This is a genomic window from Pseudoponticoccus marisrubri (assembly GCF_001482405.1).
GTDB classification, from domain to species: domain Bacteria; phylum Pseudomonadota; class Alphaproteobacteria; order Rhodobacterales; family Rhodobacteraceae; genus Pseudoponticoccus; species Pseudoponticoccus marisrubri.
Genome location: NZ_LPXO01000004.1, coordinates 249,894 through 271,896 on the forward strand (window position 1 = coordinate 249,894; position 22,003 = coordinate 271,896).

A 22,003-nucleotide genomic window follows, 5' to 3' on the forward strand; every position below is an offset into this window, starting at 1 on the left:
TCAGGCCGGGCGCAGGCGCCGCGCGCGCCGGAACCACAGCTCCAGCGCGGCCAGGTAGGGCAGGTAGAAGGCCCAGACCATCGCGCGGTCGAAAGCGCCGTGGAAGTCTTCGACGCCGATCCCGCCGGTGGCCATGAACCACAGCCCGTAATGCACCCGGTAGAGGAACGAGGCCACGGCCAGCACCATCAGGCGCAGCGCCCAGCGGCGGTGGCGTGCAAAATCGCGGTTGCGGGCATGCCGGACCGTGGCAACCGCGGCAAGGATCATCAACAGGCCGTAGAGCCCGAACCAGAACGACATCCACGGCCCGCCGATCGTGCCTTTCAAGGCAATATAGACCAGCCCCGCGATGCCGGTCACCAGCGCGAGCCCCGCAAGGAGGTAACCCGAGACCCGATGCAGCCGCGGCGCCCGCCGGCGGATCACCGGCAACAACTGCAACGGCACCAGCAGCGTGATCACCCCGCCGCTCAGCATGTGGCCATAGATCGCCCCGTTCGCGAGCCACGCCCCGGGATGAAACAACCGCCCCAACGCCTCCGCCTCCCCCGCCAGCGCCAGGACCGGCCGGCTGAGCGCATGCGCCACGAAGGGCAACGTCAGCAAGGCCAGAAGCACCAGCAAGGCAGAGGGGGCGAGACGGCGTATCATACCGGCAAGGGTAGGGCGGTTCCGTCCGTGCGGGAAGGGGACGCGGGACCGCGGTTGGTCGTCGGGCGGCATCCGGACCTTGCCATCAAACCGCCATGACCCTCACTTCGACAGGTCGGACAACCGCCTCGGCCCGTTCGATGGCAAGAAAGCGAAGAGCGTCCGGTGCAGGGCCCGAAGAGTCGCTCGGGCATCCCAGATCGGCCGCCGGTGAGGGCGGAGCGACACGCGGAGCAAGCCCCCGCGTCACACCAACCGCGACACTTCTTTCGCCGCGCGGACGAAGTCCCGAAATAGCCGGCCCCCACCCTGACAGCGGCGTGATCGCGTGTGAAGCCTCTGCTGCGCCGGTATTTCGGGCGTCAGCTCAGGGGCTTGCCGCATGTGCGAAGATGCTTCTGGCCCTGACTTGATCCTCCGCTGCCGCGTCGTGCCGGAGATTTTTCTTGCGGTATATGATATATCATATACCAATGTGCCGATGGAGCAAGACATGACGCAACCCACAGCACAGAACGATGGCCATGCGCGCAAGAAGCTTTCGGAGCAGGCGCGCGACTGGATCCGGGACAGGATCATGTCCGATGCCTTTGCCTTCGGGCGGACGCTGCGCGAGGCCGAGCTGTCGGTAATGCTGGACATGAGCAAGAGCCCGATCCGAGAGGCTCTGGTCGAGCTGGCGCAGGAAGGTCTGGTGGTCATGTCGCCCAACCGCTCGGCCCGGGTCATCTCGCTGTCGAGCGAGGATGTCTCGGACCTGGGCCACCTGCGCGAGATCCTCGAGACGCAGGGTGTCCGGCTGGCCATCGCGCGTGATGCGACCGGGCTGGCCCGGGCGCTCGAGGTCTTCACCCAGCGCGGGGCCGAGGCGCTGGAGGCCAATGACATCGACGCCTTCGCCCGGGCCGACCACCAGTTCCATCTCGAGATCTTCCGCCGCTGCGGCAACCGCTATCTCGAGAAATCCTTTGTCACCATCGCCTCGCGCATCCAGTCCATCCGCACGCGACTGACCGGCGACCGGGGGCGCATCACCCGCTCGCATGCCACGCATCTGGCCCTGGTCGAGGCGGTGCGTGACGCCGATCCCGATCGCGCGGCCGATCTTCTGGGCCAGCACATCCGCAGCAATGTGGCGGATTACGCGGCGTTGCAAACCAGCCGCAGCAGTGCCGGCGGGCGCCGCCGCGTGCCGCTGGAGGAGATGGAGCGCTTTGCCCGCGCCGCGCTGCAGGCGGTTCAGGCCGATGCCGAAACGGTGGAGGCGGTCACCCGCGCGCTCAGCCATGCCTCGCTGCACGGGGTGGACAGCCACGGTTATCGCCTGCTGCCGCATTACCTGTCAGGGCTGGAGCGCGGCCGCCTGAACCCCCGCCCCGAGATGAAACTGGTGCATGACACCGGCTCGGCCGCGGTGCTGGACGCCAATGACGCGCATGGCGCGCGCGCCACCTATGCCGCGGCCGAACGCGCCATCGAGATGGCGCGCAAAATGGGCGTGGGCGTGGTGGCGATCCGCAACTCCTCGCATTTCGGGGCCGCGGGGGCCTATGCCAAGGCCATCGCCGAGGCCGGCATGGCCGGGCTCTGCGTCTGCAATTCCGACCCGTTCGTGCGGCTGCATGGCGGGGCCGAACGCTTCCACGGCACCAACCCGATCGCCTTCGCCGCCAGCGCCGGCCCGGACGAGCCGGTCTGGCTGTTCGACATGGCGACCAGCGCGATCCCCTTCAACAAGGTCCAGCTGGCGCGGTCGCTGGGACTGACCCTGCCACCGGGCACCGCGTCGGACGTGGACGGGATCGACACCACCGCGCCCGCGCATTGCGAGATGCTGGCCCCTCTGGGGGGCGATTTCGGCTACAAGGGCGCGGGCCTCGCCGGCATCCCCGAGATCCTGTCCACCGCGCTGTCGGACGCACCGCTCAGCCGCGAGATCGCGCCGATGATCTCGGACGACATGGAGACGCCGCGCGGCATGGGGGCCTTCGTGCTGGCGCTCGACCCCGAGGCCTTCATGGGCCGCGCGATCTTCGAGGGCGTGATCCGGCGCTACCGCGACGGCATCCGCGCCTCGGCCGCGGCGCCGTCGGATTCGGTCATGGCCGCGGGCGACCGCGAATGGGCCGAGGCGGACCGGCGCCGCCGGGACGGGCTGGTGCTCGACCAGACCACCGTCACGGCCCTGGACGCCTTTGCCGAGGGCCGGGACATCCCGCCGCTTGCCTGCCTGGAGGAGGCGGCCGAGCGGTAAGGGAAAGACTTCAACCAAGGGAGGACGTACGAGTGACTATCGACAAGACTTTCAAGATCGCACTGGCGGCAACCACGGCCATGGGCCTCGCCCTGCCGGCGGCGGCGCAGGAGGCCGACCGCGTGCTGAAATGGGCGCATGTCTACGAATCCAGCGAGCCCTACCACACCTGCGCGGTCGAAGCCGGCGACAAGCTGGCCGAGGCGACAGACAACCGGCTGGGCATCGAGGTGTTCCCGGCCTCGTCGCTGGGCAAGGAGGTCGACATCAACGAGGGGCTCGGCCTCGGCACGGTGGACATCATCTGGACGGGCCAGCTTTTCGCGGGCCGCTCCTACGGTCCCATCGCCATCGGCGGCGCGCCCTTCATGTTCCGCGACTACGACCACTGGGACGCCTATCGCAACAGCGACCTGTTCCAGGAGATGCTGGACGGCTACGAGAACGCGACCGGCAACCACCCGGTGACGCTGGCCTATTACGGCGCGCGCCACACCACCTCGAACGAGACCATCTCGGAGCCCGCCGACATGGAGGGCATGAAGCTGCGCGTGCCGAATGCGCCGCTCTACATGATGTTCCCGCGCGCGGTCGGCGCCAACCCCACGCCCATCGCCTTTGCCGAGGTCTACCTGGCACTGCAGCAGGGCACGGTGGACGGGCAGGAGAACCCGCTGCCCACGATCCAGGCCAAGAAGTTCTACGAGGTGCAGTCCGACATCAACCTGACCGGGCACATCGTCGACTCGCTTCTGGGCATCGTCGGCGGGCCGACCTGGAACAGCCTCGACGAAGGTGACCAGGAGACGCTGGCCACCGTGATCGAAGAGACCTCGGATTGCGTCACCACGCAGATCCGCCAGTCCGAGGCCGAGCTGGCCGACTGGTTCCGCGAGCAGGGCGTGAACGTCAACGAGGTCGACATCACCCCGTTCCGCGAGGCGGTGATGGAGATGCATAACGGCGACATGGCGACCTGGGACCAGGAAACCTATGACCGCCTGCAGGCGATCGGCGCCGACGGCTGATCCCGCTTTCCCTGTCGAACGAAACGAGGCCGCGCGGTTGCGCGCGGCCTCCCCGCATGCCTTGGCCTGACCACTCGAAAAGGACCTGTCGATGTCGAAGATCCAGGACGAACTCCAGACGGCCAAGATCGAGGTCGAGGATGACGAGGATTACGACCTGTCGGACGTGTCGGCGACCGACATCCCCGTGCTCGTCATCTTCTGGATCCTCGCCTTCGTGGTCTTCCTGCAATTCTTCACCCGCTACGTGCTGAACAATTCGCTGGGCTGGACCGAGGAGATCGCGCGCTTCCTGCTGATCGCGGTCACCTTCACGGGCGCCGTCATGGCGACCCGCAAGAATTCGCATATCGCGGTCGAGTTCATCTATCGCTACCTTCCCCGCCCGGTGCGCCGCGTGGCGCAGCTGCTGATCGACGTGCTGTCGACCGCCTTCTATGCCGGCATGGTCTACCTGACGCTGCAGCTGGCGGGACGGACCGGGCAGCTGATGGTCTCGATCGAGGTGCCCAAGTCGTATCTCTACTACTACGTCGCCATCTGCTTCGCGGCGATGACGCTCTACGGGCTGTGGAACACCGTGAAGCATCTTCGCACGGGCACCAGCCGCCTGATCGATCCCGATGATCACGGCGATCTCAAAGGAGCGGACTGATCCCATGACCATCGCATTGCTCTTCCTCATCCTCGGGCTGATGCTGCTCTTCGGTGTGCCCGTGGCCATCGCGCTGGCCGGCGCCTCGGCGCTGTTCATCATGACCGGCCACGTGCCGCCGATGGTGGTGGCCCACCGGGTCATCAACGGCGTGGACAGCTTCCCGCTGCTGGCGGTGCCCTTCTTCATCCTTGCCGGCAACCTGATGAACAGTGCCGGCATCACCGAACGGATCTTCAGTTTCGCCCTCGCCCTCGTGGGCTGGATGCGCGGCGGGCTGGGCCATGTGAATGTCGGCGCCTCGGTCATCTTCGCGGGCATGTCGGGTGCCGCGGTGGCCGATGCCGGCGGGCTGGGCTCGATCGAGATCAAGGCGATGCGCGATGCCGGCTACGACCCGGGCTTTGCCGTGGGCGTCACCGCCGCCTCCTCGACCATCGGCCCGATCATCCCGCCCTCGCTGCCGATGGTGATCTACGGCGTCGTCTCGGGCGCCTCGATCGGCCAGCTCTTCGCGGCGGGCTTTCTGCCGGGGCTCGTCATGGCGGCCTCTCTGATGCTGATGATCGCCTATTTCGCCCGGGTGCGCGGTTTCAAGCGTGACCAGCCCTTCGCGCTCAAGCTGCTGCAAGTGACCTTCGCGCGCGCCTTCCTGTCGCTGCTGACCCCGGTCATCATCGTGGGCGGCATCCTGTCGGGCGCCTTCACCCCGACCGAGGCGGCCGTCGCGGCCTGTGCCTACGCGCTGTTCCTGGGGCTCGTGGTCTACCGCACCCTGTCGCTCAAGCGGTTCCTGCGGGTCAGCTACGATACGATCGAGACCACTGCCGTGGTGCTCTTCGTGGTCGCCGCCGCTTCGATCTTTGCCTGGATCCTCACCTCGAACCGCGTGCCCGAGGCCGCCGCCACGCTGCTGCTGTCGCTCTCGGACCGGCCCTGGGTCATCCTGCTGCTGATGAACGTCGTGCTTCTGGTGGTGGGCTGCTTCATGGAGACGGTCGCTGCGATCACCATCCTCGTGCCGGTGCTGCTGCCCGTCGCGGTCGAGCTGGGCGTCGACCCGGTGCATTTCGGCGTGATCATGGTGCTCAACCTGATGCTGGGGCTGCTGACACCACCGGTGGGCATGGTGCTCTACGTGCTCAGCCGGGTCTCCGGCGTCCCGTTCGAGCGCTGCGTCGTCGCCACCGCCCCTTTCCTGATCCCGCTGGTGCTGTGCCTGCTGCTGATGACCTTCATCCCGGGCATCGCCATGTGGCTGCCGACGCTGATCTACCGCTAGGGCTCCGGCCCCGCTTCCCGAACCGGCCCCCGCGTGTCGTCGCGGGGGCCGGATTGTGTTTTGCGCTGGTCAAGCGGCTGCAGCGACGCCCGACCGAGCGGTCATGAAAAGCGGTTTGCGAAGCGCCTGGGGAGACGTTCGGGATGACCATGCTGACAGGATACAGCCCGATGGAAGCCCGGGGACGCGGTCGCGGGCGATCGACCTGTACGCGAAAGCAATCGGTCCAAGCGTCCGCAGCAATTGGCATCAGTCTATGCATCGATCCGAAGAGTCGCGCGGGCATCCCAGATCGGCCGCCGGTGAGGGCGGCGTGACACGCGGAGCACGCTCCCGTGTCACACCAGCCGCGACACCTCTTTCGCCGCCCTGACAAAATCCCTGAACAAGGGATGCGGGTCGAAGGGTTTGGACTTCAGCTCGGGGTGGAACTGGACGCCGATGAACCAGGGGTGGTCGGGCCATTCGATGATCTCGGGCAGCTTGCCGTCCGGCGACATGCCCGAGAAGCACAGGCCTTTTTCCTCGAGCGTCTTGCGATAGGTGATGTCCACCTCGTAGCGGTGGCGGTGGCGTTCGTCGATGGCGGTGCGGCCGTAGATCTCGGCCACGCGCGAGCCCTTGGACAGCACCGCGTCATAGGCGCCCAGCCGCATCGTGCCGCCCTTGGCGTCATCGGGGCGGCGGTTGACCTTCTCGTTGCCCTGCACCCATTCCTTGAGGTGGTAGACCACCGGCTCGAAGCGCTTCTCGCCGGCCTCGTGGTCGAACTCTTCCGAGCCCGCCTTGGCGACGCCGGCCACGTTGCGCGCCGCCTCGATCACCGCCATCTGCATGCCGAGGCAGATGCCGAGATAGGGGATGTCGTTCTCGCGCGCGTATTGCGCGGCCTTGATCTTGCCCTCGGTGCCGCGCTCGCCAAAGCCGCCGGGCACGAGGATCGCATCGTATTGCTCGAGATAGGGGGCCGGGTCCTCGCGCTCGAAGAGCTCGGCATCGACCCATTCCACCCGCACCTTGACGCGGTTGGCCATGCCGCCATGGGTCAGCGCCTCGGCGATGGACTTGTAGGCGTCTTCCAGCTGGGTGTACTTGCCCACGATGGCCACGGTGACCTCGCCCTCGGGGTTGAAGATGCGGTCGTTCACATCCTCCCACTTGTCGAGGATCGGCTTGGGCGCGGGATGGATCTGGAAGGCGTCCAGCACGGCCTGGTCCAGCCCTTCGCGGTGATAGGCCAGCGGCGCCTCGTAGATCGAGCGCAGGTCCTGCGCGGCGATCACGCTGTCGGGGCGCACGTTGCAGAACAGCGCCAGCTTCTCGCGCTCCTTCTGGGGGATCGGCCCCTCGGAGCGACAGACGAGGATGTCGGGCGCAAGGCCGATCGAGCGCAGTTCCTTGACCGAGTGCTGGGTGGGCTTGGTCTTGAGCTCTCCGCTGGCCTTGATCCAGGGCAGCAGGGTGAGATGCATGAAGATGCACTGCCCGCGCGGCTTGTCCTGGCTGAACTGACGGATCGCCTCGAAGAAGGGCAGCCCCTCGATGTCGCCCACCGTGCCGCCGATCTCGCAGAGCATGAAATCGACCTCGTCCTCGCCGATCGAGATGAAATCCTTGATCTCGTTCGTGACGTGCGGAATCACCTGGATCGTCTTGCCCAGATAGTCGCCGCGGCGCTCCTTCTCGAGCACGTTGGTGTAGATCCGCCCCGACGAGACGGAATCGGTGCGCCGCGCCGGCACGCCGGTGAAGCGCTCGTAATGGCCGAGATCGAGATCGGTCTCGGCGCCATCGTCGGTGACGAAGACCTCGCCATGCTCGAACGGGGACATGGTGCCGGGATCGACGTTCAGGTAGGGGTCGAGCTTGCGCAGCCGAACCGAGAAGCCGCGCGCCTGCAGCAGCGCGCCGAGCGCCGCCGAGGCCAGCCCCTTGCCGAGCGACGAGACCACACCGCCGGTGATGAAGATGAAACGTGCCATGTGGCCAAACCCCGTGAATTGTCCTGAAAGCCAGCCTGCCGGCGGCCGGTCCAAAGCTGTCCCGCCGCCCTGACGGACGGCAGCATCACGGGATTCAAGCCTTAGCGGATTCGCATGAAATTGTCCAGCCGACCGCAAGATGCTGTTGCGGTCGGTTGCATCTCTGCAAGTTCTTGTAGGTGTGTCAGTCGGCGCGCGGCACGAGCGGCGCATCCTCGGCGGCGCCGTCGGTAGCCGAGGGCGGGGGCAGCAGCGCATCGGTGTCGATGCCGCCGGTGCCCGGCGTCTCGGTCTCGGCCGCCGGGGTCGAGCCGCCCAGCCGGTCGAGGATCGAGCTGCCCGAGGCGTTCTGCGCGGCGATCACCGTCAGCGTCATCGAGGTACAGATGAAGGCGATCGCGACCGCCCAGGTCAGCTTGCCCAGGGCCGTGGCCGCCGACCGCTGGCTCATGGCGCCACCGCCGCCGCCGCCCATGCCCAGCCCGCCGCCTTCGGAGCGCTGCAGGAGCACGATCCCGATCAGCGTGAGCGCGAGAAGAAGATGGATGATCAGGATGACGTTTTCCATGGGCCCTGCAACGTGTCGGTGTTTGCGACCATGTAGGGGATGCGTCGCGCCGGTGCAAGCAGGATGGCCGGCGGGTCGGCGCTCGTCTGCGACCTCGCCCCGCCCACCGTCCCGTGGGGCGCGCGATCAGCCGTGACGCGTGGGCCGGAGAAGGGGGGCATTGCGGCCTGCGGTGGACCCGGGGGCTCGGCTCGTTCGCGGCGTGATCTCTCCCCCGGAGAGATCATCCGGCTTTGCCGGACCCGGGGGCTCCGCCCGTGATCGGGACACTCGCTCCCCCGGCGGGCCCGCCGCTCACTCCTCGACATCGTCCATGTCGACCTGGCCCGACAGGCGCCGGCGGATGATCGACCAGCTCAGCCCCACGCCCAGCACGAGCGATAGCGCGAAGATCCCCACCCAGGTGGCCAGCTTGGGATCGCTCAGATCCATCAGCCCGAGATCGCGCAGCACCCAGAGGATCGCGCCGACCAGCGCCAGCACCAGCAGCATGCCGAACCCGCCGATCGAGCGCAGCGTCGCGCGCAGGTAGATGACATAGCCGATCAGCAGCACCAGCCCCAGCAGCACCACCACCGAGAGCCGCGTCTCGTAATGGGCCATGCTCCAGCGGATGAAGTTCCACTGGGTCGGGTTGTAGGTGGCGGCAAGCAGAAGGAAGGCGAACAGCCAGCGCAGGACGAAACTCATGGGACCTCCGGAACGGACATGCCCTGCACCTGCCCGCAAACCCCGCCCCTGTCCAGCGCCCAGATGCGCAGTTTGCGGTTTCGCGCCCGCCATGGCAGCGATATACCGGCACGGGTTTGACGACGTGAGAGGACCGAGATGGCGAACGTGGTGGTCGTGGGCGCCCAGTGGGGCGACGAGGGCAAGGGCAAGATCGTGGACTGGCTGTCCAGCCGGGCCGACGTGATCTGCCGCTTCCAGGGGGGCCACAATGCGGGGCACACGCTGGTCGTGGAGGGCGAGGTCTACAAGCTGCACGCGCTGCCTTCGGGCGTGGTGCGGCGCGGCAAGCTGTCGGTGATCGGCAACGGGGTCGTGCTGGACCCCTGGCACCTCGTGGACGAAATCGAGACGGTGCGCGCGCAGGGCGTGGAGATCACGCCCGAGACGCTGATGATCGCCGAGAACACGCCGCTGATCCTGCCGATCCATGGCGAACTGGACCGCGCGCGCGAGGCCGCGGCCTCTTCGGGCACCAAGATCGGCACCACCGGGCGTGGCATCGGCCCGGCCTATGAGGACAAGGTCGGCCGGCGCGTCGTGCGCGTGGCCGACCTGGCCGATGACGCCACGCTGGAGGCGCGGGTCGACCGGGCGTTGCTGCATCACGACGCGCTGCGCCGCGGGCTGGGGCTCGAGCCGGTGGACCGCGACGCGCTGCTGGCGGCTCTGCGCGAGGTGGCGCCCAAGATCCTGCCCTATGCCGGGCCGGTCTGGAAGGTGCTGAACGAGCGCCGCCGCGCCGGCGAGCGGATCCTGTTCGAGGGCGCGCAAGGCGCGCTTCTGGACATCGATTTCGGCACCTATCCCTTCGTCACCTCCTCGAACGTGATCGCGGGGCAGGCGGCCACGGGCACCGGCGTCGGCCCCGAGGCGGTGGGCTTCGTGCTGGGCATCGTGAAGGCCTATACCACCCGCGTGGGCGAGGGGCCCTTCCCGACCGAGCTGGAGGATGCCGACGGCCAGCGGCTGGGAGAGCGCGGGCATGAATTCGGCACCACCACCGGGCGCAAGCGGCGCTGCGGCTGGTTCGACGCGGTGCTGGTGCGCCAGACCTGCGCGACCTCGGGGGTGAACGGCATCTCGCTGACCAAGCTGGACGTGCTGGACGGGTTCGAGACGCTGAGGATCTGCGTCGGCTACGAGCTGGACGGCGTGCGCATGGATTACCTGCCCACCGCGGCGGATGCGCAGGCGCGCTGCACGCCCATCTACGAGGAAATGGAGGGCTGGTCGGCCTCGACCGAGGGGGCGCGCAGCTGGGCGGACCTGCCGGCCGCGGCCATCAAGTACGTGCGCCGTGTCGAGGAACTGATCGGCTGCCCCGTGGCGCTGCTCTCGACCTCGCCGGAACGCGAGGACACGATCCTTGTCACCGACCCGTTCGCGGACTAACTGCGCCTCATGGCACTGAGTTACAAAGCACGGCGACGCTGGTCGCTGGTCATCCTCCTGGTCGGTCTGCCGGTCTATGTCGTGGTCTGCGTCAGCGTGATCAACTGGCTGGGGCGCCCGCCGCTCTGGGTGGAATTCCTCGTCTACGTCGTGCTGGGTTTCCTCTGGGCCTTGCCGTTCAAGTTCATCTTTCGCGGGGTCGGCCAGCCCGATCCCGACGAGAAGGGATGAAGGCCGGGCTTGCCTGTCGTCCCCCGTGCATCTGACACATGAAAACGGCGCCCCCGGGGCGCCGTCTTTTCATTGGTCCGGATCTCAGCCGGCCGCCTTGTCGGGCTTGAAGCTGATCCGGGGCGAGGCGGTGAAGCGGCCGCCGCTGGTCTTCTCGATCTTGCCCTCGCGCAACAGTTGGCCGAAGCTTCGCAGCCGGTCCTCGCGGCTGCTTTCGGTCTGCTCGGCCTGCCGCACGGTGGTCATCAGCTGGGGGCGCGAAAACTGGTCCCGGCCTTCCACGAACGACATGTAGGCCGCGGCGGCCTCGAGAAGCTCGGGGAGCTGCGTCGCGCCCATCTCGGCGGCATAGGCGGCGAAGCCCTCGCCATCGGCCTCGGGCTCGGGCGTCGGGGTGTCGCGCGTGGGCAGTTCCGACGCGGTGGCGCGGCGCACACGGCGCGGGCGGACCGGCGTCACGCGGGGCAGGTCGGCCTGCGGCGCGGCCTCTGCCGGGGCACCGGCCACCCGCTGTTCGGCCACCAGCTTGAGCGGCGCGGGGCGTGCCGGCTCGGTCACGGGGCGTTCGGTCCGGGGGGCGCCGGATTGCGGGCGGCGCGGGCGCACCACGTCGGCCAGGTCCTCGCGATAGGCCTCGGTGCCGTCCTCCTCGCCGGTCTTGCGGCTGAGCAGGCGGTCGGCCTTGGTGGCGGCGACCGCGGCGCGCAGATGGGCGATGGCCGAGCGGCGACGGTTGCCCTCGGGCTCGTTCATCTCGGTATCGGCCTTGTCGATCAGGCGCGAGGTGTCATCGTCCACGTTGCTCTGTTCGGTCAGCATGGCGCGGGCCGGGCTGGCCATCTTGACGGTCTTGCGGGCGGTATCCTCGACCAGCGCATCGACGGGGTCCTCTTCGCCGCGCGGCGCCGAGACCGGGTTGTCGAGCCGGAACGGTGCGTCTTCCTCGGCCGTGTCGTCCTCGGCCGTGTCGTCCTCGTCGTCGTCCCAGTCGAAATCCTCGGCCAGCTCGGCCTTGACGGCGGCCAGCTCGCGGGCCAGCTCGTCCTCCTCTTCGGGAGAGAGGCTGCTGTCGGTGGCCAGCGGCACGCGCGGCGCGACGGGCTCCGGGGCCGGCGGGGGCGTGTCCTCGACCTCTTCGAGCCGGCCTTCCTCGACCGCCTTGTCGAAGACGGCGCGCTTGACCTTGACCACGCGGGCACGCACCGGGGTGGGGGCGGGACGCTCGGACGGGATCTCGGCGGGCTCGGCCGTGGCTGCGGGCTGCTCGTCAAGCTCCGGCGCGTCGGACGCGGCGCCGAGGTCGATCTCGTCGCTGCGGGGATCGTGCTCGGGCGCGGCCAGGGGGGCGGCCTCTGCGATCGGCTCGGGCGCCTCTGCGCCTTGTTCCGATCCGGGCAGGACCGTCTCGGCGGCCACAAGGCTCGCGATCGTGTCGCTGAAGAGGTTGTCCTCGTCCCCCGACATGTCCTCGTCGAGATCGTCCACGACGGGCTCGGCCGGCGTCATTTCCGGCGCCTCGTCCCGGCCGAAAGCAGCAAGCATGGCGTCGAGCGCGGTATCGTCCAGCTCGTCGGCCTCCGTCTCGGCGACGGGGGTGTCCTCTTCGGGCTCCGCCACCTCTTCGGACAGGCTGTCGGACAGGGCGGCGATCGGGTCGGCGGGCTCGGGCTGGGCGGCATTGTCGGCCACGACGGCGCGGATCCGTTCCAGCTTGTCGGCCACGCTGGAAGAGGGTGCGGCGGGACGTGGAGCAGGCACGTCACCGGCCGCGTCGAACGCGGACATGGCAGTGTCCGCCTCGATCTCGTCGCCGGTCTCGGGCTCGGGGGCGGCGTATGCTGCCCCGGCCAACGGCTCCGGCGTCTCTGCCGTGTCCGGTGTTGCGGCGTCGAGGTCAAGGCCGGAAAGGTCGATCTCGGGCGCATCCGGGGTGACGGGGTTCTCATCGGCAACAGGTGCCTCGGCCATCGGCAGGTCGGGCATATCGGCGTCGTCTTCCGCCGCTTCGGCCGGGGCGTCCGCGACCTCTGTCGCCATCTCCTGCTCGGCCTGCGCTTGGCGCGCGGCCTCGGCCGCCTCTTCCAGCGCGGCGGCCTGGGCGGCGGCGTCGAGCACGTCGTCATCGGGCAGGTCGCGGGCCGGCTCCTCCGCCCGGGGGCGGGCGGGGCCGGCCTCCAGCGCGGCGGCCAGCGCCCCGGAGGAGGATGCGGCCGTGGCGCCGGGCACTCCGAAGCTCAGCCTGGCATCGCTTTCCTCGGCGGCCAGCCGGTCGCGCAGCATCTCGGAGGCAAGCTCGGCATCGAATTGCGGCGGTTCGGCGCCGAAGAAACGATCCTCGTTGACCACATGTCGGAAGAAATGCGTCGTCTCCTTCATCACCGCCAGCGGATCCTCGAACCCTTCGGCGGTGCAAGAGAACGTGCCATACGAGACCGTCAGAATCTTGCTGGAACTCACCATCGTGCTGCTCACTTTCATTCGTCCTGCAAGGAGATGTTTACCATGCCCCCCGCGACGAAAGCTGACCGAATCTGTGCCGGTCAGCGTATCATTTCGTGACCTGATTGTGATCTGTTTCGCAAACGGCCATTAATCCGACATGAATACTAAAATTGTTGAGAGCTCGGGGCCGGTTCTGCTGGTTGGCGGCGGCGATTGTGCACCGGACGTGCTGCGCGCGGCGCTGGCCGAGGCGGATCGTGTCGTGGCCGCGGACAGTGGCGCCGAGAAGCTGCTGGCGCTGGGGCGGGTGCCCGATGCCGTGATCGGTGACATGGACTCGCTGTCCCGGGCGGCGCAGGCGCAGCTGCCCGCGGGTGTCATCCACCGGATCGCGGAACAGGACAGCACGGATTTCGACAAGGGGCTGCGCCATATCGCGGCGCCGCTGGTGCTGGCCTACGGCTTTCTGGGCGACCGAGTGGATCATCAGCTGGCCGCGATGCATGTGCTGGTGACCCGGCCCGACCGGGCCTGCGTGCTGGTCGGCCCCGAGGACGTGGTCGCGCTGGTCCCGCCCGAGCTGTCGCTGGAGCTGGCGCCGGGCACGCGCTTCTCGCTCTTTCCCTTCGGGCCGGTCACCGGGCGCTCCACCGGGCTGCGCTGGCCGATCGACGGGATGTCCTTCGCGCCCGACCTGCGGATCGGCACCTCGAACATCGTGGACGGGCCGGTGCGGCTGTCCGTCGACCGGCCGGCGATGCTGGTCATGTTGCCGGTGGCGTGCCGGAATGCGTTGCTTGCGGGGCTGGCGGCGGCACCGCGCCGATGGCCCGCTCGCGCATGACGATGTAGAGCCCCGAGCCCATGGTGATCGCGATGCCGAGCGCGGCCAGAGGCCCGGGCAGGTCGGCGAAGATCAGGTAGCCCACCAGCGTGGCGAAGGGGATTTCCAGGTATTGCATCGGGGCGAGCGTGGCCGCGGGCGCATAGCGCAGCGACCATGTCATCAGCAGGTGTGCCGCGGTTCCTGCGCAGCCCATCAGGGTGATCAGCCACCAGCCGCGCGCACTGGGCGCCACCCAGTCAAACGCCCCGACGCTGCCGGCTGGGGTCAATGCCATGACCGGGATCATCAGCGCCAGCGCCATCAGGGCCGAGACCGCCTGCATGCCCACCGGGTCGGTCACATGGGCGATGCGCCGCGTGACCAGCATGAACAGCGCGAAGACCAGCGCCACGCCCAGCGGCAGAAGCGCGGGCCAGCCGACATCCTCGAAGGCGGGCTGGATCACCAGCAGCGTGCCACCGAAGCCCACGGCGCAGGCCGCCAGCCGCCGCCAGCCGACCTCTTCGTCGAGAAAGAGCTTGCCCAGCAGCAGCAGGATGAACGGCATGACATAGGCGATGGCGATGGCATCGGCGAGCGGCAGGTAGAGCAGCGCGGTGAAGACCAGCGTGATTCCCGCGATGTGCAGCAGCGTGCGCAGCGCCACGAAGACCAGAACGCGCCCGTCCATCCGCCAGGCCCGCCCGGTGGCCAGGGTCAGCGGCACCAGGATCAGCGCCTGGAAGGCAAAGCGCAGCGTGACCAGCTGGCCCACGGCCATCTCGGGGCCGAGCAGCTTGGCCAGCGCATCCGCGAAGGGCGCCAGCAGGCAGAAGCCGAGCATCAGCGTGATGCCGAGAAGGGGACGATCCTGGGACATGGGGGCACCCTAGCGGCGCGGCGCCGCGCGTGAAACCGCGAAACGGTGCGGTCTCGGGGCGGTGGTATCAGGGCGGCGGGGCGGGGGCCTTGGCCCGCGCCTCGAGCCGCCGCTCGCGTTCGAAGACATAGAGCCCCGCGGCCACGATGATCGCGATCCCGACCCAGGTCAGCGGCGTGGGGAAATCGCCGAAGGCGAGGTAGCCGATCAGCGTGGCGCCGACGATCTCGAGATATTGCAGCGGCGCGATGGTCCCCGCCGGCGCCAGCCGCAGCGCGAAGGTCAGGAACAGGTGCGAGATCGTGGCCACCACCCCCACGCCCAGCAGCGTCCAGCGGGCGCGGCCCTCGGGCCAGACCGGGTCGAACAGCGTCGCACCGCTGCCGTCCAGCCAGATCAGCGGCGGGATCACCAGCACGCAGGCCGCCAGCGCCGTGTGGCCCTGCAGCACCAGAGGCGACAGGCGCTGCGACATGCTGCGCGTCATCAGCATATAGACGGCAAAGAGCGCGGCGGTGGCCAGCGGCAGCAGGCTGACCGCGCCCAGATCGGCAAAGCTGGGCCGGATCACCAGCAGCGCGCCGCCGAACCCCACCGCGCAGGCGGTCAGGCGGCGCCAGCCCACCGGCTCGGACAGGAAGAGCGCGCCGAGCAGCGTCAGGATGAAGGGCTCGACGAAGAAGATCGAGATCGCGTCGGCGATCGGCATGTAGCGCAGCGCCGTGAAGAAGAAGCCCGTGGCCACCAGCACCGTGCCCGCGCGGGCCAGGTGCAGCGCCGCGTCGCGCCATGTGACCCGCAGCGCCAGCCCCATCGCGGCGGCCAGCGGCAGCAGGATCACCACCTGGATGGCAAAGCGGAAGGCGAGGATCTGCGGCACCGGCACGATCTCGGGCGTGGCCTTGGCAAAGGCGTCCATCACCGGGGCAAGGATGCAGAAGCCCAGCATCAGGACAATGCCGAGTGTCGTCTGGTCGGTGCGGGTGGTCATGCGGGCCTCGTGTCGTGTCGCGCCCCATCTGTGTCAGGTCGCGCGCCGGATGGCGACCCGGAAATGCCCCGCTCAGGGCAGCAGCGACAGCCAGACCCAGGCGGTCAGCACCGACAGCGCCGTGGCAAACAGCACGCCCGAGGCGGCGACCCGCTTGGCTCGGCCATACATGTTGGCAAAGACATAGGTGTTGATCCCCGGCGCCATGGCGGCGGTCAGCACGGCCGAGCGGAACTCGGCCACGCTCAGCCCGGTCAGGCTGCCCAGCGTCCAGGTGATCGTGGGGTGCAGCAGCAGCGAGACGGCGCAGATATAGGCGATCACGCGCCCGTCGCCCTGCGGCCGATAGCGGCAGAGCACGCCGCCCATGCCGAACAGCGCCGCCGGCAGCGCCGTGCGCACCAGCATGTCCAGCGCGTCGGTCACCGTCTCGGGCAGGCTGAGGTTCAGCAGGTTGGCCACCAGCCCCAGCCCGATGCCGATTACCAGCGCGTTGCGGAACATGGCGCCGCCCACCTTGGCCGGTAGGGTCGCGGCCGGAGCGCCAGAGGCGCGGGCGCGGGCGATCTCCATCGCGGTGATGCCGATGCCGTAGCAGAAGGGCGAATGCAGCGCGACGATGACGTAATTGGCCTGCAGCGCATCGGCGCCGTAGGCCCGTTCGGTGATCGCGAGCCCGATCATCACCGAGTTGGCGAAGAGACAGCAGAAGCCGATCGCCACCGAATCCTCCCAGTCGCGGCCGAAGAGGTGGCGCGCGCCCAAGAGCCCCGCGGCGAAGCCGCAGGCCGAGCCGGTATAGAAGGAGACGAGCAGCCACGGGTTGAACTCGGCGCCCAGTTCCAGCGTCCAGATCGCGCGGAAGAGCAGGGCGGGCACGGCGATGTTCTGCGTGAAGGCCATCAGCCCGTCGACGCCGGTCTCGGAGATCCAGCCCCGCCAGGTCGCGAGGTAGCCCGCGCCGATCACCAGGAAGACCGGCAGGATGACGTCGAGCAGCGCCTGCATCTCAGGCCATGCGGGACATGTGGGGGCGGGCGGGCCCTGGCCCGGCGCTGCACAGGTGGCGCCGCCGGACGCCTTCGGCGAGAGTATTTGGGGAAAGATGAAAGAGGGGGTGTCTCGCCGTCCGGGGCAGGGACGCCTCAGAGTTCATAGCGCAGCACGAGCCCGTCATGGGCCGGCACGATGTGATCCGGTGTCTCGGCGGCCACGGTCGCGTAGTCGAGGTCGATATGCATGTTGGTCAGCACCGCGCGGCGCGGCGCGGCGCGGGCGATCCAGTCCAGTGCAAGGTCCAGATGCGCGTGGGTCGGGTGCGGCGTGCGGCGCAGCGCGTCGAGGATCCAGCAGTCCAGCCCCTGCAGGTGCTGCCAGGCGTCCTCGGGCATCTGCGCCACGTCGGGCAGGTAGGCGAGGTCGGCGATGCGGAATCCCAGCGCATCGATGGCGCCGTGATTGACCCGGAAGGGCGTGAAGGGGATGGCGCCGCCGGGGCCCGTGATCTCGAAGGGGCCGTCGATCGTGTGCAGGTTCAGGATCGGCGGGTAGGGCGAACCCTCGGGCTGGACGAAGGCATAGCCGAAGCGCGAGAGCAGGTCGGACTGGGTGTCGCCATCGGCCCAGACATCCAGCCGCTGGCGCGTGTTGAAGACGATCTGGCGCAGGTCGTCCAGCCCGTGCAGGTGGTCGGCATGGGCATGGGTCCAGACCACCGCGTCGAGCCGGCCGATCCCGGCATCGAGCAGCTGCGCGCGCATGTCGGGCGAGGTGTCGATCAGCACGCTTGTCGTGCCCTCGGTGCTTTCGCGTTCGACCAGCAGGGAACAGCGCCGGCGGCGGTTCTTGGGGTTGTCCGGGTCGCACTCGCCCCAATGGCCGCCGAGGCGCGGCACGCCGCCGGAGGAGCCGCAGCCGAGGATCGTGAAACGCAGCTCGGAGTTCATGCGGCAGGTGTCCATTGCGCGGCCTTGGTGAAGAGCCGGTCGAAATTGGCCTCGGTCGCGTCGGCGAACTCGGCCTGCGACAGGCCGAAGATCTCGGCCCCCTTGGCGGCGGTATGCACCACGTAGGAGGGTTCGTTGCGCTTGCCGCGATAGGGCGGCGGGGCGAGATAGGGGCTGTCGGTCTCGACGAGGATGCGGTCGAGCGGGGCGGCGGCGAAGATCTCGCGCAGCGCGTGCGATTTCGGGAAGGCGGCGATGCCCGACATGGACAGGTAGAAGCCCAGGTCCAGCGCGGCGCGGGCCAGCCCGGCCCCGGAGGAGAAGCAATGCATGACGCAGGTATAGGGCCCGGCGCGGTAGCCCTCGGTCAGGATGCGGGCCATGTCCTCGTCCGCGTCGCGGGCATGGATGATCAGCGGCAGGCCGGTCTCCTGCGCCGCCTCGATATGGGTGCGCAGCGAGCGTTGCTGCACCTCCGCGCTGTCGGCGGTGTAATGGTAGTCCAGCCCGGTCTCGCCGATGCCGACCATCTTGGGGTGGCGGGCGAGCGCGACCAGCGCGTCGGTGGTGGCCAGCGGCTCATCGGCGGCGCTCATCGGGTGGGTGCCGGCGGCGTAGAAGACCGGGTCATGCGCCTCGGCGATGGCGCGAACCTGCGGCTCCTGCCGCAGCCGGGTGCAGATCGTCACCATGCGGTGCACGCCGGCCTCGACCGCGCGGGCGATCACCTCGGCGCGGGTCTCGTCGAAATCCGGGAAGTCGAGGTGGCAATGGCTGTCGGTGATGGGGCTGTGGGACATGTCGCCTCCTTTGCTGGGAGGTATAGGGATGGTGTGGCGGGGGTCAAGCAACTGGCCCGGCGGCTCAGCGGACGCGGACCTGCACCTGCAGGGTCAGTGCGCGCAGGTCCAGCCCGGCGGGAGCGGCGGGAAAGCGAGCCTCGCGGAGCTGTGCCAGCGCCTGCGCGTCGAGCGCGGGATTGCCCGAAGAACGCACGATTTCGGCCCGGGCGAGGCTGCCGCTGGCCGAGACGGTCAGGCGCAGCAGGATCGGCCGGTCGGCGCTGCTGGCGCGCCGGAGGCGCAGGGCGGATTGCACGGCGCCGATGATGTCCCGCGCCCAGCGATCCTGCGCGCCGGGATCGACCGGTGCGGTCGTGGCGGCCGGCGCGGGGCGGCGCGCGGCGGGGGTGGGGGCCAGGCCTTCGGGTCGCAAGCGCGGGCGCAGCGAGGCGGTGGGCGCGTAAGGCGAGAGCGAGCGGTCGGTCGGGCGCGCACGGGGCCGCAGCGAATGCAGCGGGGGCAGCACGCTGTCCGGCATCGTGGTCAGGAAGGCGCGGGACAGGGCGACCGGCGCGCCGCGGAGGCTGCGCGTGCGCTGCGGGCGGGTCGCGGGCGCTTGGTCGATCTCGGGCAACGCGTCGGCGCGCGCGGCGGGTGGTGCCGGGCGCTGGAGGGCTGTGCGGCGCGGCGCGGGATCTGTTTTCGGGAGCGACGTTATGGCGCTACCAATGCCGGGCGCGGAGAATTGCCCGGGCACTGTCGTTTGGTCGGGGCGTTGCAGCGTGACGGTGTCGGGCTGCGGTGCCGTGACCGGGTCGGCGGGCTGTCCGGGCCGCTCCGGGCGCGCCCGTGCGACCGACCTGTCCGGTGTGGTCTGCAGGGACGGCGCGCGGTCCTGCCCGGCCGTGAAGGCCGGGGCGCCGGGCGCGGCGGCGCGCACGCCTTCGGGTGCGGGCAGGCGGTTCGTCGCTGCGGGAGAATGGTCGGGCCCGGGCGCGGTCATCGCGGCCGGTGACTGGCGGTCCGGTGGGGACGCGCCATGCGGGGCCGCGGTGATGTCGCGCGTGTCGGAGGGGGCAGGCGGGTCCGGCTGGCGCGGCGTGTCATCCTCGATCCCGTCCGGGGCGGGCAGAGCTGCGTCGCGCCGGTAGGGCCTGTCGGGCGATGGCAGTGCAAGCGCCGTCGGGCGGGCCGGGCGCGCGGCGGGGCGGGACAAGGCCTGCGGGAGGCGCGCGCCGGAGGACGGGGCCGGGGCAGAAAGGCCGGAGGGCGCGCGGACGGTCACGCTCGGGCTGGGCGTCGTGGCGTTGATCCCCTGCGGCAGGGCGGGGGAGCTGGTGTCCGGCCGGGCCAGTGCCTCGCTTCGATGCGCGCGCTGGTGGCGGCGCTCGGCCCCGGGGCGCCTTGGCGCAGGATCGGCCGACAGGGGCGCCGGCGCGGCCGGGGCCGGGCCGGTCTGCGGGCTGCTTTGCCAGCGTGCCACGAGATCCTGCAGGCTGGCATCCGGCGGGCGCAGCGCCACCGGGGTGGCGCGCTCCGGCGGGGCGGGTTGCGGCGTGGGCAGGGGCAGCATGGCCAGCAGGGCCAGGTGCACGCCTCCGGCCAGCGCGAGGAAGAAACTGCCCTCGAGCAGTCTCATGGCCGCCGCTCCAGCGAGATCAGCGCGACCTCCTGCGCGCCCGCGGCCGCCAGCCGGGCAAGCACTTGCGCCAGCAATGCGGCCTCGGCCCGCGCGTCGGCCTGCAGGCGGACCGGACCGGCGGCCACGGCGGCGGTCAGCGCTTCCTCTCCGCGGGTGGTACCGAAGGCCAGCGCGCCGTCACGCGACAGGTAGAGCGCGGCGCCTTCGGGCGCGACGCGGCCTTCCTCGGTATCGGGCAGGGCGAGGCTGAACGGGTCCGGCGGGGCCAGCCGCGCGGTCATCACGAAGAAGATCAGGAGCAGGAGCGCGACGTTGATCATCGGCACGACCGGCTCGGTGATCGAAGGGCGCCGTGCGGGCGGCAAGACGCGCCAGCGGGCCTGCGACGCGCGCATGGCCTATTCCACCAGCGCGATCCGGGTCAGCCCGGCCGCGCTGAGCAGGTCGATCACGTCGGAGAGGCGCTGCACGTCGGCCCCGTCGCGGGCGCGCAGCACGACGATGTCGCGGTTGTCCCGCATCAGCTCGGCCAGCGCGGCGGGCAGGTCGGTGACCGGGCGCCCGTTCAGCTGCAGGCTGTCGGGGCCGATCTCGACCAGCCGGGGCGGTCCGCGATAATCAGACGCGCTGCCGGCCTCGGGCAGGGTCAGCGGCTGGGACAGGGGCAGGCCGAAGCGGGCGGCCAGCATGAAGAAGACCAGCAGCAGGAAGACCACGTCGATCATCGGCGTCAGCGAGGGGCGCCGGCGGCGCGGGCTGGCGGGCAGGTCCAGCATCACGCGGCGTCCAGCCCGGCGCTCTGGGCGCGGGCCACGGGCGCGGTAAAGACCTGTGCGGCGAGATCCTCGAGGTCGTGACCCAGCGCCTCGGCCACCCCGTCGAAGGCGGTCAGCGCGATCGAGGCGGGGATCGCCACACCCATGCCCGCGGCGGTGGTCAGCAGCGCCTCCCAGATGCCGCCGGCCAGGGCCGAGGCCTCGGCCCGATTGCCGGTGGCCTGCAGCGCCTGGAAGGCGTCGATCATGCCCAGCACGGTGCCCAGCAGGCCCAGCAGCGGCGCGATGGTGACGATCAGTTCCAGCGCGCGCAGCCCCTCGCGGGTCTGCAGCACTGCAGCGCGGGCGTGGCGGGCGGTCTCTTCGCGCGCCTCCTCGTCGCCCAGCGACATGCGGGCCTGCATGGTGTTGAGCAACACGTGGGCGCGCAGGCTGCGCGTGCCGAGCGACAGCTCGGACATGGCCTGGGTGGGCTGGCCCGCGACCCAGTGGGACAGCGCGATCTCGACCTGGCGCCGGCGCCAGACCCCGTGCCGGACCAGCCGCCACAGCTTCCACAGGATCAGTGCCAGTGTCAGGACCGACAGCGCCGCGATGGCCCAGAGCGCCGGGCCGCCACGGTTCAGGAACTCGGGTATCTCGCTCAAAAGGGTTCCTCCGCGACGATCCTTTGTCGTGAAAGGTGAGGGTGCGGGGGCGCCACGTCAATGTCTCAGGTCGGGAGATCTTCCCGAAATCGGACGCATTGCGGGTATCCAGTCGGGGCGGGTGGGCCAGCCTTTGTGCCGGTTTCCATGATTTATGGAGATTTTTCAGTAAATTGCCGGAAGCCGGCTTTCCGGCGGCACCGCTGTCATGCGGAGCCCGCCTTGCGGCGGGCGCCGGATCTCTCGCCCACCGCCTCTGGCGGCAGGCTCGCAGCCCCGTGGCCGGCGTGACG

General features: G+C 69.7%; 21 protein-coding genes. 7 read left to right on the top strand and 14 right to left on the bottom strand.

The features are described from left to right. The gene (locus tag AVJ23_RS09230) at positions 1-621 is read right to left on the bottom strand and encodes a DUF2306 domain-containing protein (RefSeq protein WP_240484579.1); all 621 of its coding nucleotides are present in this window, start codon (positions 619-621) and stop codon (positions 1-3) included. A gap of 526 nt (positions 622-1,147) precedes the next feature. Here AVJ23_RS09230 and AVJ23_RS09235 point away from each other — a divergent pair. The 4 genes from AVJ23_RS09235 (at position 1,148) to AVJ23_RS09250 (ending at position 5,873) form a co-directional block, all read left to right on the top strand. Next, on the top strand, positions 1,148-2,908 hold the full coding sequence (locus AVJ23_RS09235; protein WP_058861886.1) for an Ldh family oxidoreductase: 1,761 nt from the start codon (positions 1,148-1,150) through the stop codon (positions 2,906-2,908). A 32-nt stretch (positions 2,909-2,940) separates the two neighbouring features. Continuing rightward, complete coding sequence (locus AVJ23_RS09240; RefSeq protein WP_240484574.1) at positions 2,941-3,936, top strand: sialic acid TRAP transporter substrate-binding protein SiaP; 996 nt, start codon at positions 2,941-2,943, stop codon at positions 3,934-3,936. A gap of 91 nt (positions 3,937-4,027) precedes the next feature. Continuing rightward, entirely contained in the window at positions 4,028-4,591 is a 564-nt protein-coding gene (locus tag AVJ23_RS09245; protein WP_058861887.1) for a TRAP transporter small permease, read from the top strand. A 4-nt stretch (positions 4,592-4,595) separates the two neighbouring features. Continuing rightward, on the top strand, positions 4,596-5,873 hold the full coding sequence (locus tag AVJ23_RS09250) for a TRAP transporter large permease (RefSeq protein WP_058861888.1): 1,278 nt from the start codon (positions 4,596-4,598) through the stop codon (positions 5,871-5,873). A gap of 338 nt (positions 5,874-6,211) precedes the next feature. On the opposite strand, the gene pyrG is transcribed toward AVJ23_RS09250, so the two are convergent. The 3 genes from pyrG to AVJ23_RS09265 all read right to left on the bottom strand — a co-directional run bounded on the left by pyrG (position 6,212) and on the right by AVJ23_RS09265 (position 9,113). Beyond that, positions 6,212-7,855: a CTP synthase gene (gene pyrG / locus AVJ23_RS09255; protein ID WP_058861889.1), complete on the bottom strand. Its 1,644-nt coding sequence runs from the start codon at positions 7,853-7,855 to the stop codon at positions 6,212-6,214. 184 nt (positions 7,856-8,039) lie between these two features. Next, positions 8,040-8,423, bottom strand: coding sequence for a preprotein translocase subunit SecG (secG, locus tag AVJ23_RS09260; RefSeq protein WP_058861890.1), 384 nt, complete (start codon positions 8,421-8,423; stop codon positions 8,040-8,042). Between the two features lie 294 nt (positions 8,424-8,717). Continuing rightward, positions 8,718-9,113, bottom strand: a complete 396-nt coding sequence (locus AVJ23_RS09265; protein ID WP_058861891.1) for a DUF6524 family protein — start codon at positions 9,111-9,113, stop codon at positions 8,718-8,720. A 138-nt stretch (positions 9,114-9,251) separates the two neighbouring features. On the opposite strand from AVJ23_RS09265, the gene AVJ23_RS09270 reads away from it, so the two are divergent. Further along, positions 9,252-10,547: an adenylosuccinate synthase gene (locus AVJ23_RS09270; protein WP_058861892.1), complete on the top strand. Its 1,296-nt coding sequence runs from the start codon at positions 9,252-9,254 to the stop codon at positions 10,545-10,547. Between the two features lie 9 nt (positions 10,548-10,556). After that, positions 10,557-10,778, top strand: coding sequence for a DUF2842 domain-containing protein (locus tag AVJ23_RS09275; RefSeq protein ID WP_058861893.1), 222 nt, complete (start codon positions 10,557-10,559; stop codon positions 10,776-10,778). Between the two features lie 84 nt (positions 10,779-10,862). Here the strand turns inward: AVJ23_RS09275 and AVJ23_RS09280 are convergent, their stop codons facing one another. Further along, a complete protein-coding gene (locus AVJ23_RS09280; protein ID WP_157772651.1) occupies positions 10,863-13,250 on the bottom strand; it encodes a hypothetical protein in 2,388 nt (795 codons plus the stop codon). Between the two features lie 127 nt (positions 13,251-13,377). Here AVJ23_RS09280 and AVJ23_RS09285 point away from each other — a divergent pair, with 127 nt between their 5' ends. Beyond that, positions 13,378-14,064, top strand: a complete 687-nt coding sequence (locus AVJ23_RS09285) for a thiamine diphosphokinase (protein WP_058861895.1) — start codon at positions 13,378-13,380, stop codon at positions 14,062-14,064. Here the strand turns inward: AVJ23_RS09285 and AVJ23_RS09290 are convergent. The 9 genes from AVJ23_RS09290 to AVJ23_RS09330 all read right to left on the bottom strand — a co-directional run bounded on the left by AVJ23_RS09290 (position 13,985) and on the right by AVJ23_RS09330 (position 21,710). Beyond that, positions 13,985-14,926, bottom strand: a complete 942-nt coding sequence (locus AVJ23_RS09290; protein WP_058861896.1) for a DMT family transporter — start codon at positions 14,924-14,926, stop codon at positions 13,985-13,987. The two genes, AVJ23_RS09285 and AVJ23_RS09290, sit on opposite strands and share 80 nt — an antisense overlap. Before the next feature lie 67 nt (positions 14,927-14,993). Next, the gene (locus AVJ23_RS09295) at positions 14,994-15,917 is read right to left on the bottom strand and encodes a DMT family transporter (RefSeq protein ID WP_058861897.1); all 924 of its coding nucleotides are present in this window, start codon (positions 15,915-15,917) and stop codon (positions 14,994-14,996) included. 72 nt (positions 15,918-15,989) lie between these two features. After that, positions 15,990-16,925 (bottom strand): AEC family transporter, encoded by a 936-nt coding sequence (locus AVJ23_RS09300; RefSeq protein WP_058861898.1) that lies wholly within the window; start codon positions 16,923-16,925, stop codon positions 15,990-15,992. A gap of 137 nt (positions 16,926-17,062) precedes the next feature. Beyond that, positions 17,063-17,863 (bottom strand): MBL fold metallo-hydrolase, encoded by an 801-nt coding sequence (locus tag AVJ23_RS09305; protein ID WP_058861989.1) that lies wholly within the window; start codon positions 17,861-17,863, stop codon positions 17,063-17,065. Then, on the bottom strand, positions 17,860-18,663 hold the full coding sequence (locus AVJ23_RS09310) for a TatD family hydrolase (protein ID WP_058861899.1): 804 nt from the start codon (positions 18,661-18,663) through the stop codon (positions 17,860-17,862). Before AVJ23_RS09310 ends, AVJ23_RS09305 begins: the two co-directional genes overlap by 4 nt. Positions 18,664-18,727: 64 nt before the next feature. After that, entirely contained in the window at positions 18,728-20,284 is a 1,557-nt protein-coding gene (locus tag AVJ23_RS09315) for a TonB family protein (RefSeq protein WP_058861900.1), read from the bottom strand. Next, positions 20,281-20,682, bottom strand: coding sequence for an ExbD/TolR family protein (locus AVJ23_RS09320; protein WP_058861901.1), 402 nt, complete (start codon positions 20,680-20,682; stop codon positions 20,281-20,283). The genes AVJ23_RS09315 and AVJ23_RS09320 overlap by 4 nt, the downstream gene beginning before the upstream one ends. Positions 20,683-20,685: 3 nt before the next feature. Further along, positions 20,686-21,063 (bottom strand): ExbD/TolR family protein, encoded by a 378-nt coding sequence (locus AVJ23_RS09325; protein ID WP_058861902.1) that lies wholly within the window; start codon positions 21,061-21,063, stop codon positions 20,686-20,688. Continuing rightward, entirely contained in the window at positions 21,063-21,710 is a 648-nt protein-coding gene (locus AVJ23_RS09330) for a MotA/TolQ/ExbB proton channel family protein (protein ID WP_058861903.1), read from the bottom strand. The genes AVJ23_RS09325 and AVJ23_RS09330 overlap by 1 nt, the downstream gene beginning before the upstream one ends. Between the last annotated feature and the right edge of the window lie 293 nt (positions 21,711-22,003).